15 protein-coding genes are annotated in these 14,084 nt (G+C 36.9%); all 15 read left to right on the plus strand.

The window, feature by feature from the left end; translation table 11 throughout:
• Positions 1-17 precede the first annotated feature (17 nt).
• A complete protein-coding gene (gene buk, locus DN410_RS16245; RefSeq protein WP_149177257.1) occupies positions 18-1,121 on the plus strand; it encodes a butyrate kinase in 1,104 nt (367 codons plus the stop codon).
• 4 nt (positions 1,122-1,125) lie between these two features.
• Complete coding sequence (gene lpdA / locus DN410_RS16250) at positions 1,126-2,547, plus strand: dihydrolipoyl dehydrogenase (RefSeq protein WP_000090438.1); 1,422 nt, start codon at positions 1,126-1,128, stop codon at positions 2,545-2,547.
• Between the two features lie 27 nt (positions 2,548-2,574).
• Positions 2,575-3,576, plus strand: coding sequence for a 3-methyl-2-oxobutanoate dehydrogenase subunit alpha (bfmBAA, locus tag DN410_RS16255; protein WP_000852551.1), 1,002 nt, complete (start codon positions 2,575-2,577; stop codon positions 3,574-3,576).
• Between the two features lie 13 nt (positions 3,577-3,589).
• Positions 3,590-4,573, plus strand: a complete 984-nt coding sequence (gene bfmBAB, locus DN410_RS16260) for a 3-methyl-2-oxobutanoate dehydrogenase subunit beta (protein WP_000290071.1) — start codon at positions 3,590-3,592, stop codon at positions 4,571-4,573.
• A gap of 15 nt (positions 4,574-4,588) precedes the next feature.
• Positions 4,589-5,905 (plus strand): dihydrolipoamide acetyltransferase family protein, encoded by a 1,317-nt coding sequence (locus DN410_RS16265; protein WP_149177258.1) that lies wholly within the window; start codon positions 4,589-4,591, stop codon positions 5,903-5,905.
• Between the two features lie 342 nt (positions 5,906-6,247).
• Positions 6,248-7,426 (plus strand): FtsW/RodA/SpoVE family cell cycle protein, encoded by a 1,179-nt coding sequence (locus tag DN410_RS16275; protein WP_149177259.1) that lies wholly within the window; start codon positions 6,248-6,250, stop codon positions 7,424-7,426.
• A 107-nt stretch (positions 7,427-7,533) separates the two neighbouring features.
• Complete coding sequence (locus DN410_RS16280) at positions 7,534-8,238, plus strand: DUF421 domain-containing protein (RefSeq protein ID WP_149177260.1); 705 nt, start codon at positions 7,534-7,536, stop codon at positions 8,236-8,238.
• 69 nt (positions 8,239-8,307) lie between these two features.
• Positions 8,308-8,772, plus strand: coding sequence for an NUDIX hydrolase (locus DN410_RS16285; protein WP_149177261.1), 465 nt, complete (start codon positions 8,308-8,310; stop codon positions 8,770-8,772).
• Positions 8,773-8,893: 121 nt separating this feature from the next.
• Positions 8,894-9,301 carry a YjdF family protein gene (locus DN410_RS16290; RefSeq protein WP_149177262.1) on the plus strand — a complete coding sequence of 136 codons (408 nt, stop codon included), beginning with the start codon at positions 8,894-8,896 and terminating at the stop codon, positions 9,299-9,301.
• 142 nt (positions 9,302-9,443) lie between these two features.
• The gene (locus DN410_RS16295) at positions 9,444-9,857 is read left to right on the plus strand and encodes a BrxA/BrxB family bacilliredoxin (protein WP_001979317.1); all 414 of its coding nucleotides are present in this window, start codon (positions 9,444-9,446) and stop codon (positions 9,855-9,857) included.
• A gap of 334 nt (positions 9,858-10,191) precedes the next feature.
• Positions 10,192-10,971, plus strand: a complete 780-nt coding sequence (locus DN410_RS16300; RefSeq protein WP_149177263.1) for a transporter substrate-binding domain-containing protein — start codon at positions 10,192-10,194, stop codon at positions 10,969-10,971.
• Between the two features lie 36 nt (positions 10,972-11,007).
• A complete protein-coding gene (locus DN410_RS16305) occupies positions 11,008-11,667 on the plus strand; it encodes an amino acid ABC transporter permease (protein ID WP_001046917.1) in 660 nt (219 codons plus the stop codon).
• Positions 11,660-12,382: an amino acid ABC transporter ATP-binding protein gene (locus DN410_RS16310; protein WP_070172670.1), complete on the plus strand. Its 723-nt coding sequence runs from the start codon at positions 11,660-11,662 to the stop codon at positions 12,380-12,382. Before DN410_RS16305 ends, DN410_RS16310 begins: the two co-directional genes overlap by 8 nt.
• A gap of 100 nt (positions 12,383-12,482) precedes the next feature.
• The gene (locus tag DN410_RS16315) at positions 12,483-13,451 is read left to right on the plus strand and encodes an aromatic acid exporter family protein (protein ID WP_149177264.1); all 969 of its coding nucleotides are present in this window, start codon (positions 12,483-12,485) and stop codon (positions 13,449-13,451) included.
• A gap of 16 nt (positions 13,452-13,467) precedes the next feature.
• On the plus strand, positions 13,468-14,028 hold the full coding sequence (locus tag DN410_RS16320; RefSeq protein ID WP_149177265.1) for a L,D-transpeptidase: 561 nt from the start codon (positions 13,468-13,470) through the stop codon (positions 14,026-14,028).
• Positions 14,029-14,084: the final 56 nt, after the last annotated feature.

The following is a 14,084-nucleotide window of genomic DNA, read 5'->3' on the forward strand; positions in this document are numbered from 1 at the left end:
TAGTGGAGGTAGCAACATTGTCTGTAAATCGAATTCTTGTTATTAACCCAGGTAGTACATCCACAAAAATTGGTGTTTTTGATAATGAAAGACCTGTTCTAGAAGAAACGATTCGTCATGACGTAGAACAGATTGGAAAATATAAGAGAATTATCGACCAATATGAGTTTCGTAAAGAAACGATTTTAGAAGTTCTACATTCTCATGGTATTAACATTTCAAAATTAAACGCTGTTTGTGGACGTGGCGGATTACTTCGTCCAATCGAAGGCGGTACGTATACAGTAAACGATGCGATGTTAGAAGATTTGAAAAATGGGTTTAGTGGTCATCACGCTTCAAACCTCGGAGGCATTTTAGCCTATGAAATTGCTTCTGGATTAAATATTCCTGCATTCATTGTGGATCCGGTCGTTGTAGATGAGATGGAGCCAATTGCTCGTATAAGTGGTATTGCTGGTATGGAACGCAAAAGTATTTTCCATGCATTAAATCAAAAAGCAGTTGCTCGTAAAGTAGCTGATCAATTAAATCACAAATACGAGGATTTAAATTTATTAGTTACACATATGGGCGGCGGTATTACAGTTGGTGCTCATAAAAAAGGAAAAGTTATCGATGTAAATAATGGCTTAAACGGAGAAGGGCCATTTAGTCCAGAGCGTGCTGGTACAGTACCGGTAGGACAACTAGTTGAAATGTGTTTCTCTGGTGAGTATTACCGAGACGAAATGGTGAAACAGCTTGTCGGACAAGGTGGACTTGTAAGTCTAATCGGTACAAATGATGCGATTAAAGTAGAACAAATGGTTGAAAAAGGTGATCCTGAAGCAACTCTTATCTATAAAGCAATGGCATATCAAGTTGCGAAAGAGATTGGCGGAGCTAGCGCGGTACTTCGCGGGAAAATTGATGCAATCGTATTAACTGGTGGACTTGCGTACAGTAAAATTCTTGTTGATGAAATAAAAGAACGAGTAGATTGGATTGCAGATGTTATCGTACATCCAGGAGAAGATGAGTTAGAAGCGTTAGCAGAAGGAGCACTACGTGTATTACGTGAAGAAGAAGCGGCGAAAGAGTATGTTGTAAGAGAAAAACAAACAGTAGCTAGGGGTTGAGATAATGGCAAGAGAATATGATTTAGTCATCGTTGGCGGTGGTACTGGTGGATATGTTGCTGCTATTCGTGCATCACAACTAGGTTTAAAAACTGCACTTGTTGAAAAAGAAAATCTTGGTGGTACTTGTTTACACAAAGGATGTATTCCTAGTAAAGCCCTTTTACGTAGTGCGGAAGTATATGCAACTGCTAAAAAAAGCGAAGAGTTCGGAGTTATTGCAAGTAATGTAGAACTAAACTTTGCGAAAGTACAAGAGCGTAAAGAGAAGATTGTAACGCAGCTTCATAAAGGCGTTCAACATTTAATGAAACAAGGTAAAATTGATGTGTTTGAAGGTATTGGCCGTATTCTGGGCCCATCTATTTTCTCTCCGATGCCAGGGACAATTTCAGTTGAACTTGCAAGTGGAGAAGAGAATGAAATGTTAATTCCAAAAAATGTACTTGTTGCAACAGGTTCTCGTCCAAATTCATTACCAGGTTTAGAGTTAGACGGAGAGTACGTAATGTCTTCAGATCATGCTCTAAAAATGGAAACGCTTCCTAGCTCGATCATTATCGTTGGTGGCGGTGTAATTGGTATTGAGTGGGCATCTATGCTTGCTGACTTCGGTGTAGAAGTTACAGTGTTAGAGTATGCGAAAACGATATTACCACTAGAAGATCAGGACGTTTCAAAAGAAATGCAGCGTCTATTCAAGAAAAAAGGTATTAAAGTGGTAACTGGTGCAAAAGTATTACCAGAAACATTGGTAAAAGATAATGGAGTAACAATTCAAGCTGAACATAACGGTGAGAATAAAGAATTTAAAGCAGAAAAAATGCTTGTATCTGTAGGACGACAAGCGAATACGCAAAATATTGGTTTAGAGAATACGGATATCGTTGTGGAAAAAGGATACATTCAAACAAATGAGTTTTATCAAACGAAAGAATCTCACATTTACGCAATTGGTGATGTAATCGGTGGCTTACAGCTTGCTCACGTTGCTTCTCATGAAGGAATTGTTGCAGTAGAACATATTGCTGGTAAAGAAGTTACACCAATTGATTATTCTATGGTATCAAAATGCGTATATAGCAGTCCAGAAGTTGCTTCTGTCGGTTTAACAGAACAAGAAGCGAAAGAAAAAGGCTACAAGTTAAAAGTAGGTAAGTTCTCATTCCGCGCAATCGGAAAAGCACTTGTATACGGAGAATCAGATGGATTTGTAAAACTTGTAGTTGATGAAGAAACAAATGATATTCTTGGTGTTCATATGATTGGACCACATGTAACAGATATGATTTCTGAAGCTGGTCTTGCAAGAGTACTTGATGCAACACCTTGGGAAGTAGCACATACAATTCATCCGCATCCATCATTATCTGAGGCGATTGGTGAAGCAGCATTAGCTGTAGATGGAAAAGCGTTACACGCATAAAAATGTGGATTTAGGAGGTTATGAAAAATGGCAGAAGTAAAAGAAAAGCGCCATGAAGAGCTTGGCTTAAGTGATGAGCAAGTATTAGAAATGTTCCGTACGATGTTACTTGCACGTAAAATCGACGAACGTATGTGGTTATTAAACCGTGCAGGTAAAATTCCATTCGTAATTTCTTGTCAAGGACAAGAGGCTGCGCAAGTTGGAGCGGCGTTCGCTCTTGATAGAGAAAAAGATTATGCATTACCATACTACCGTGATATGGGTGTTGTATTAGCGTTTGGTATGACAGCGAAAGAGCTTATGTTGTCTGCTTTCGCGAAAGCTGGAGATCCGAACTCTGGTGGTCGCCAAATGCCTGGTCACTTCGGTCAAAAGAAAAATCGTATTGTTACAGGTTCATCTCCAGTAACAACACAAGTACCACATGCAGTTGGTATTGCATTAGCTGGAAAAATGGAGAAGAAAGATTTAGTAACGTTCGTTACATTCGGAGAAGGTTCTTCAAACCAAGGTGATTTCCACGAAGGTGCAAACTTTGCTGGTGTACACAAACTACCTGTTATTTTCATGTGTGAAAATAATAAATACGCAATCTCTATTCCGGTTGAAAAACAATTAGCATGTAAAAACGTATCAGATCGTGCAATTGGTTACGGTATGCCTGGATATACAATAGACGGAAATGATCCGCTTGCAGTATATAAAGCTGTAAAAGAAGCAGCAGACCGCGGCCGTCGTGGTGAAGGTCCAACTTTAATTGAAACAGTATCATATCGTTTAACAGCACACTCTAGTGACGACGATGATCGTGTTTATCGTGATAAAGAAGAAGTTGAAGAAGCAAAGAAAAAAGATTCAATTATAACATTCGCAGCTTATTTAAAAGAAGCTGGCGTGTTAACTGAGGAATCTGAAAAACAAATGTTAGACGAAATTATGCATATCGTAAATGAAGCAACAGAATATGCAGAAAATGCTCCGTATGCAGCACCTGAAGATGCATTGAAGCACGTATACGCAGAATAGGGGGGAACGTTTCATGGCTGTAATGTCTTATATTGATGCTATTACATTAGCAATGCGCGAAGAAATGGAACGCGATGAGAAAGTATTCGTTTTAGGAGAAGATGTTGGTAAAAAAGGTGGCGTATTTAAAGCGACACACGGTTTATATGATCAATTTGGTGAAGATCGTGCGCTTGATGCACCGCTTGCAGAATCTGCAATTGCTGGGGTAGCAATTGGTGCGGCAATGTATGGTATGCGTCCAATCGCTGAAATGCAGTTTGCTGATTTCATCATGCCAGCGGTAAACCAAATTGTTTCTGAGGCAGCAAAAATCCGTTATCGTTCTAATAACGATTGGACTTGTCCAGTTACAATTCGTGCGCCATTTGGCGGCGGGGTTCACGGTGCATTGTATCATTCACAATCTGTAGAAGCGATGTTTGCAAACCAACCAGGTTTAAAAATTGTTATCCCTTCTACACCATACGATGCAAAAGGCTTGTTAAAAGCAGCAATTCGTGATGAAGATCCAGTATTATTCTTCGAACATAAACGTGCATATCGCTTAATTAAAGGTGAAGTGCCAGAAGATGACTATGTATTACCAATCGGAAAAGCAGATGTAAAACGTGAAGGTGATGATATTACTGTTATCACATACGGATTATGTGTTCACTTTGCTCTTCAAGCAGCTGAGAAGTTAGCGCAAGATGGCATCTCTGCACACATTCTTGATTTACGTACTGTATATCCATTAGATAAAGAAGCAATTATTGAAGCTGCTTCAAAAACTGGTAAAGTTCTTCTTGTAACAGAAGATAATAAAGAAGGAAGTATTATGAGTGAAGTGGCAGCTATTATCGCTGAAAATTGTCTGTTTGATTTAGATGCACCAATCGCACGTCTTGCAGGTCCAGACGTTCCAGCAATGCCATATGCACCAACAATGGAAAAATTCTTTATGGTAAATCCAGATAAAGTTGAAAAAGCAATGCGTGAACTTGCGGAATTTTAATCGGGGGGACTATACATGGCTGTAGAAAATATTACAATGCCTCAGCTCGGGGAGAGCGTTACAGAGGGTACAATTAGTAAATGGCTCGTTAATGTTGGCGATCACGTAAATAAATATGATCCGCTTGCAGAAGTAATGACTGATAAAGTAAATGCAGAAGTACCATCTTCTTTCACTGGTATTGTGAAAGAGCTAATCGCTGGTGAAGGTGATACATTAGCTGTAGGTGAGGTTGTTTGTGTCATTCAAGTAGAAGGCGCAGATGAAGTAGCTGCAACAGCTGTAGAGGAAAAAACGAAAGAAGAACCAAAGGTAGAAGTAACTACTGCTGAGAAAGCACCAAAAGCGAAACAACCAACTGATGGAAAACCACGTTTTTCACCAGCTGTGTTAAAACTTGCGGGTGAGCATAATGTTGACTTAGATCTAGTAGAAGGTACAGGATCAAATGGTCGTATTACTCGTAAAGATATTTTAAAACTAGTGGAATCTGGAAATATTCCGCAAGCAGGTGCGAAAAAAGAGGAAGCAGTAGCAGCTGTAGTAGAAGTGCGTCCAGAAGCACCAAAAGCAGCGCCGGTAGCACAAAAAGTAGAAGCTGCGAAACCAGTTTCTGTACCGACAATGCCTGGAGATATCGAAATTCCAGTAACAGGTGTGCGTAAAGCAATTGCAGCGAACATGTTACGTAGTAAGCACGAGGCGCCTCATGCTTGGATGATGATTGAAGTAGATGTGACAAACCTTGTGTCATACCGTAATTCAATTAAAGGCGATTTCAAGAAGCGTGAAGGATTTAACTTAACATTCTTTGCTTTCTTCGTAAAAGCGGTAGCACAAGCATTAAAAGAGTATCCTCAAATTAACTCAATGTGGGCTGGCGATAAAATCGTTCAGAAGAAAGATATTAACCTTTCTATCGCTGTTGCAACAGAGGATGAACTATTTGTACCAGTAATTAAGCAAGCAGACGAGAAGACGATTAAAGGTATCGCTCGTGAAATTACAGAACTTGCAGGAAAAGTACGCACGAAATCGTTAAAAGCGGACGAAATGCAAGGCGGAACATTTACAATTAATAACACAGGATCATTTGGTTCTGTTCAATCTATGGGTATTATTAATTACCCACAAGCGGCTATTTTACAAGTTGAATCAATTGTAAAACGACCAGTAATTATGGATAACGGTATGTTCGGTGCTCGCGATATGGTTAACTTATGTTTATCACTTGATCACCGCGTACTTGATGGCTTAATTTGTGGTAAGTTCTTAGGACGTGTAAAAGAAATTTTAGAAAACACGTCAGAAAATAATACATCTGTATATTAATAAAAAGCTCGCTTATGCGAGCTTTTTATTATCTTATTTTTTCTTCTTTTACTCCTACTATATGTACAACACTTTTCCCAGTAATCTTACAATGGACGATTATGTATTAGGAATTTACGAAAATACATTGCTGATATATGGTATATGGATATAAAATAAAAAAAGAATAATTTTTTTGGCAAATCTTACTGACGAAACTGTAGTATAATATATTGTATTGTATGAAAAAGAGAGTTATTCTATATAAGTGTTTTATAGATAATGTGTAATCAGTCGTCAAAACATGAAGAGTATTGACTCCTGGTTTTTTATTTTGCCGTAACAATGTTTCAGGAGGATGTCATGAAAAGAAGTACCGAGTTTCTAAAAAGTTTAGATGTAAAATTAATTTTAATTTTGTTTGCATTTTGTGTTATAAGTATAACTGCTATATATAGCAGTCAGCAAACCGGACAATATGGAGATGCAAACTTTGCTATGAAACAAGGTGTCAACTACATAATTGGGGTTGTATTGTTACTTCTTGTTGCAAGCATTGATTTAGATCAATTGCAAAAATTGTCTTGGCCGCTTTATATTGCTGGATTTGGCTCACTTATTCTTTTGAAAATACTACCGGTTTCCAGTTTCACACCTGAAAAATTAGGTGCAAAACGATGGTTTGTTTTTCCTGTATTTGGACAAATCCAACCGTCTGAGTTTTTCAAAATTTCATTGCTTCTCATAGTAGCAAGTATAGCAGTGAAACATAATGCGCAGTATATGGCGAGGACATTCCAGACGGATTTAAAACTAGTAGGTAAAATTATGCTAGTATCTCTCCCGCCTATGGCCGTTGTATATAGCCAACCAGATACAGGTATGGTGTTCTTATATGCTGCTGCTATTGCATGTATTTTATTTATGTCAGGTATTCAGAAAAAATTGATAGCATTATGTACAGTTATTCCAGTGACCATATTAACCACCTTAATATTTATTTACGTAAGGTATGAGGATTTCTTCTTTAAAAATTTAGTTACATTATTAAAGCCTCACCAACAATCACGTATTTTAGGTTGGTTAGATCCATTTGAACATACAGACCAAGGTTATCAAACGCAGCAATCAATTTTAGCTGTAGGTAGCGGAGGTATGGAAGGGAAAGGATTTGGCGAAGGGAATGTCTATATCCCAGAGAAGCATACTGACTTTATTTTCGCTACAATTGCCGAAGAAGGCGGATTTATAGTAGCGGCGTTAGTTGTATTCTTGTTCCTATTACTACTATATAGAACAATTATTATCGGTTATTCTGCTGATAATTTATTCGGTACATTATTATGTGCTGGGTCGATTGGAATATTAACGGTTCAAATATTCCAAAATATCGGTATGATCGTTGGATTAATGCCTGTAAAAGGTATTGCGTTACCTTTCTTATCATATGGGGGAAGTTCCTTATTCTCGAATATGATTATGATGGGGCTCATATTATCGGTACGGAAAACGTATAAAAAATATATGTTTTCAGTTAAGTAAAAAAAGCTGGTTCGTGTAAAAACGAACCAGCTTTTTTACATATATGCTCTTAAACGTTGCAAACTAAAACAGACTTGTAGTTTGGAATGTTTAAGGAGTGCAATGTGATGCATATGCATATTTTTGAAGGAGCACGGCACCTTTCTAATAGCGAATGGGTTGTTCGAGCTATTATAGCGTACATATTTTTAATATTAGTTGCGAAATCGATGGGACAAAGATCCATCGCACAACTTCGATTTTTAGATGTTGTATTAGTGTTATTGCTAGGTGGGAATATTTCTAACGCGCTATCTGATGAAAAGGTCGGATTACTCGGTTCGATGATTACAACGTTTATACTCGTTGTACTACACATCATAAGCTCAGTTTTAATGCTGAAATGGGATAGATGGAGACGCTTTTTAGAGCCAGCACCTATCATTCTTATACACAATGGTTCCATTGATTTTAGCAATTTGAAAAAAGCGAGAATTACCGTGGAATATTTATTTTCGGAACTTCGTATGCGAAATGTGAGCGATATTCAAACGATCAAATTAGCATTATGGGAAGCGAACGGTGTCGTTTCTATATTTCGGTATCCAGAATATGAAGCAGTTTCGCGACTTGATCTTAAAGTGGCGGGAAAAAAATCTCCAGTTTCTTTTGTATTAGTAAAGGATGGGAGGATTCAGAAAGATGTTCTTGCTTTATTAGGAAAAACAGAAGAGTGGGCGAGAGAATTTCTAGAGGAGAGTACAGAAGTCGAATCCATTATGTTGGCTACAGTAGATGAAGCACATAAAATAAATATTTTGTTAAAAAAATGAAAAATATACGCATTTTGTCGTTTCATACATATGATACAATAGTGTGGACAACGAAAAAGGAGGGATACGATGGGATATGTAGAAGAATTACGGAAAATAGTTGGTCATCGCCCTTTAATTTTAGTTGGTGCTGTTGTACTCGTTATAAATGAAAATGGAGATGTTTTATTGCAGCAAAGAACAGAGCCGTACGGAAAATGGGGGCTGCCTGGGGGGCTCATGGAGCTTAGCGAATCACCAGAAGAAACAGCTTGCCGTGAAGTATATGAAGAGACGGGAATAGAAGTGAAGAACCTACGATTAATTAATGTATTTTCTGGAGCGAACTATTTTACAAAATTAGCAAACGGTGATGAATTTCAATCTGTAACGACCGCTTATTATACGGATGAATACGAAGGGGATTTTGTTATGAATAAAGAAGAAGCAGTTCAGCTTAAATTCTTCCCAGTAACAGAACTACCGGACTATATTGTAGGATCACATAAAAAAATGATTGCTGAATATATGAAAATTATGGAAAAAAATATATAATGATAGTGAAAGAAATACAAAAACACAGCTCTGGTTGGTAGTCCAGACGCATGATTTCATGTCAGTAACCTTCCCCTCCGGGATGTCCCGTATTTCTAATTTTTTTAAGGAGGGGCTGTCAATGGAGTTGACAGTATATCACGATGGCCAATTTTTTGTTGGAATTATTACATGCAAAGAACAAGGGAAATTGTATGGAGCGAGATATATTTTTGGAGCGGAACCGTCAGATGAAGAAGTGCTTATGTTTGTGAATGGTTCACTTTTAGAGCATTTTCAACACTTTGCAAAATGTGGTGTAGAAGTTAAAGAAAAACAGCGTCCTAAAAACATAAAGCGTAACATACGACAAGCAGCAAAAGAAACAAATGTTAAACGTTTTACTAAGGCGCAAGAGGCAATTAGTTTATCTTATGAACTGCATAAACAAGAGAAGAAAGTGCAATCTAAAGAGAAATGCGAAGCTGAAAAACAAAGAAGACGTTTAATCAAAGTACAAAAAGCAAAGAAAAAACATCGTGGTCATTAAGAAAAGGTGTTAGAGCCCTGCTCTAACACCTTTTCTATACCCAAATGCAAGTAAACTTACTTGTATTTCATAAACATTAACTGGTAAGATACAAATAGGTAGAATTAGAGGAGGGAAAAGATTGATTAATTTTAACTTTTTTATGAATGATGTTGTTCGCCAAGCGCGTGAAGAGATTGTCTCTGCTGGATATACAGAATTAACGACGCCAGAAGCAGTAGAAGAAGCGTTTAAAAGAAATGGAACAACACTTGTAATGGTGAACTCTGTATGTGGCTGTGCAGGCGGTATTGCTCGTCCTGCTGCTGCGCATTCCGTACATTATGATAAACGTCCTAACCATCTTGTAACGGTGTTTGCAGGCCAAGATAAGGAAGCAACAGCAAGAGCACGTGAGTATTTCGAAGGATATCCACCTTCATCTCCATCATTTGCTTTATTAAAAGATGGGAAAATTGTAACGATGGTAGAACGCCATGAAATTGAAGGTCATGAACCAATGCAAGTCATTGCGAAACTACAATCGTATTTCGAAGAAAATTGTGAAGAACTATAAAATGAAACTTTAATCAGTGGGGGCATCCCTACTGATTATCAGCCCTCACCAATTGGGCGTTTACGATCTGCAAATAGCGGAATAAATAATTGAAAAGGCGGTATACCCACGATTAAGTGGGTGTATCGCCTTTTTTATTTATTATTCAAAGTGATGAATTATACAGTTAGATGTTAGTTTATACATTATTTTATGCATTGTAAATGAAGTTTTTAATGGTATTTTATTTATTTTTATTTTATATATTGCATAAAAATAAAAGTGCTGATACAATACAAACATCGAATAAATATTCTATTAAACTTTTAAATATACATCATTAGGGGGAAGAAAGATGAAGAAGTTATTATCAATATCGTTTGCACTTATTTTAATTGTAAGTATGTTCAGTGCTTGTAGTAATGGAGAAGAAAAGGCTACTGGAAAAAATGAAAAAGTACTGGTTATGGGTACTTCAGCGGACTATAAACCATATGAATACGTAGAAGCTTCAAAAAGTGATGAAATTATCGGCTTTGATATTGATGTTGCTAAATATATCGGAAAAGAACTTGGTTATGAAGTGAAAGTGAAAGATATGGATTTTGGTGGTTTATTAGCATCTCTTAGCTCAGGAAAAGTTGATTTCGTAATGGCAGGTATGACGCCAACTGCAGAGCGTAAAAATAATGTTGATTTCACAGATATTTATTTTGTTGCGAAAAACATGGTCGTTTCTAAAAAGGATTCTAATATTAAATCTGTAGAGGATTTAAAAGGGAAAAAAGTAGGGGTACAAACAGGATCTATTCAAGAAGAGAAAGCAGCAGAATTTAAAAAACAAGTAGATTTCAAAGTTGAGGGACGTGACCGTATACCAGAAATCGTACAAGAAATTAAAGCTGGTCGTTTTGACGCTGCAATTATAGAAGACACAGTTGCTAAAAATTATTTAGAGAAAATGAAAGATTTACAAGGAATTGAAATTAAAGAAGCGCCAGAAGAAGTAGGATCTGCAATTGCCCTTCCGAAAAACAGTGATAAAACAGCTGAATTTAATAAAGTGATTAAAAAAATGCAGGAAAATGGAGAAATGGATAAATTAGTGAAGAAATGGTTTGGCAGCGGAAAATAAGCTGCCTTTCACTTTTCTGTGAGGGGAATGAAAAGAATGAACTTAGATTTTTCGGCGATTACGCCTTCGATACCGTATATATTAAAAGGTCTAGAAGTTACTTTAAAAATTGTAGCAGTATCCGCTTTAGCGGGATTTATTTTAGGCACGTTATTAGCACTTTGTAAAATTGCTAGAATACGAGCATTAAATATAGCGGCAGATCTTTATACATCAATTTTTCGTGGTACACCACTTGTATTGCAATTAATGATTATTTATTTCGGTGTCCCACAAATAATTGGTTATGAAATACCAGCATTCTTGGCAGCTGTACTAGCATTTAGTTTGAATTCAGGTGCATACATGTCAGAAGTAATCCGTGCCGGCATTCAAGCGGTTGATAAAGGACAAACAGAAGCGGCGATGGCTTTAGGAATTCCGTACGGAAAAATGATGCGAAATATCATTTTTCCTCAAGCTTTAAAAAATATATTACCGGCACTTGTAAACGAGTTTGCGACACTTACGAAAGAATCGGCTGTAGTAACGGTAATAGGCGCGACGGATTTAATGCGCCGTGCTTACATTGTAGGCGGTGAAACGTTTAAATATCTTGAACCATTACTTTTTGTTGGACTGATTTATTATATGTTAGTCATTATTCTTACACTAGTCGGGAAGGCAATTGAAGGGAGAATGAAGAAAAGTGATTAAAATTGAAAACCTTCATAAATCATTTGGAAAAAACGAAGTATTAAAAGGGATTACAACAACAATTGAAAAAGGGGAAGTAGTTGCAATTATCGGACCGTCTGGATCAGGAAAATCAACATTTTTACGCTGTATGAATGTGTTAGAGGCACCGACAAATGGTCACATTTGGATTGGAACGGAAGAAGTAACGAATCCGAAAACAAATATAATGCATGTTCGTGAAAATGTCGGAATGGTATTTCAGCATTTCCACCTATTTCCTCACATGACTGTATTAGAAAATGTTACGTATGCGCCTATCAATGTAAAAGGTGTAACGAAACAAGAAGCTGAAAAGAAAGCCGAAAAACTGTTAGAAAAGGTAGGATTATTAGATAAAAAAGATACGTATCCGAATCGCCTTTCAGGAGGACAAAAGCAACGTGTAGCAATTGCAAGAGCGTTAGCGATGGAACCGGAAGTTATGTTATTTGATGAACCGACATCGGCGCTAGATCCAGAAATGGTGAAAGAAGTGTTAGAAGTTATGAAATCATTAGTTACGACAGGAATGACGATGGCTATCGTTACACATGAAATGGGATTTGCAAAAGAAGTAGCAGACCGTGTTCTCTTTTTAGATGGTGGAAAGCTTGTAGAAGATAGTGCCCCAGCAGAATTTTTTGCAGCACCGAAAAGTGAACGTGCGCAACAATTTTTACAAAAGATATTGTAATGTGTAAAGGTTAAGTGAATAATAAGCAGAAAAGGATGACACTGTGTCATCCTTTTTTTATACTAACTGTAAGTACATTTATACATATAGGAGCAATGATATGTTCAAAATTGGATACCGTACAGTAAAAACAGCAATAGGGACAGGCGCAGCCGTTTTTATTGCTCAGTTATTAGGATTAGAATTTTATAGTTCAGCGGGTATTTTAGTTATATTATGTGTACAAAATACGAAGCGTAAATCGCTTCAAGTATCGTTACATCGTTTTTTAGCTTGTGTGTTATCAATGGTATTCGCGTTTTGTATTTTTGAAACGATTGGTTATACACCACTTGCAATTAGTGTATTATTACTTACATTTATCCCGACTGCAGTTATGTTTAAAATTCAAGAAGGGATTGTTACGAGCTCAGTTATCGTCATGCATCTATATTCATTGAAACAAATTACATGGCTTATAGTTGGAAATGAAATTGCTATATTGACGATAGGAATTAGTGTGGCTCTATTAGTGAACATGTATATGCCAAGCAGTGAAAATAAGCTAAGGGAGTATCAGGATACAATAGAAAGTAATTTTAAAACGATTTTGTTTGAAATGGTTGTGTATTTACGAAATCGAGAAAGTAGTTGGAGCGGAGCGGAACTCATCGAAACTGAGAACATGCTAAATGAAGCAAGTGATTTATCGTTTAAGAAACTTGAGAATGCATTTATGCGAGAAGATGACTATTACTATCGTTATTTTAATATGCGTATGCAACAATTCGAAATTTTAGAGCGAATGATACCGTTAGCGGCTTCTTTATCATGGACATATGAACAAGCTGATATGATTGCCGATGTTGTTGAAAACATTGGAAATGCGATTAGCCCTGAAAGTACAGGAGTTATTTCCTTAAGGCAGCTTCAAGAAATGAGAGAGCTATTTAGAGAAATGCCGTTACCAGTCACGCGTGAAGAATTTGAAATACGTGCAAAACTTGTTCAACTTGTATATGAAATGGAGCAATATTTACTCATTAAAAGTCGTTTTAAGGGAAAGGATAATATAAAAGAACTTATATAGAAGGTAGGAATTATTTATGCCGTATCTTCTCTCTTTCATATTATGCCTATCTTTATCGCCGATTTGGCCTCTTGGTGATAATCCGCGTGCAGGGGACCCTTTCATTATCGTAAATAAAGCAACGAATAAATTAGCTTACATTGACGATGGAAAGATTCAAAAGGTTTTTCCAGTAGCGACAGGGAAAACGAATGAATTAACTCCAGAAGGAACTTTTGATGTTGTAATGAAAGCAAAGGATCCGTATTACATTGCGAAGGATATTCCAGGTGGATCGCCAAAAAATCCGCTTGGGTCAAGGTGGATTGGATTTAATGCAAGAGGAACTGATGGAAGTAAATATGGAATACATGGAACAAACCAACCGAGTTCAATTGGAAAGTATATTTCACAAGGGTGTATAAGAATGAAGAAAAACGATGTGGAATATTTGTTTGATCGCATTCCAATTGGAACGAAAGTATGGATTGTGAAATCGAAAAAATCATTTCAGCAATTGGCAAAAGAAAAAGGATCCGTTGCATATGAAAAAGCCAACGAAAAGGTTGGCTTTTTCTATTATAATAAGTTGTCTTGACATGTGTACATAACCGTGCGTTAATGAGAGTATAGAAAGATAAAATTAGATAAAGG

It is taken from the genome of Bacillus sp. SH5-2 (assembly GCF_008368905.1).
In the GTDB taxonomy this organism is placed as follows: Bacteria; Bacillota; Bacilli; order Bacillales; family Bacillaceae_G; genus Bacillus_A; species Bacillus_A luti.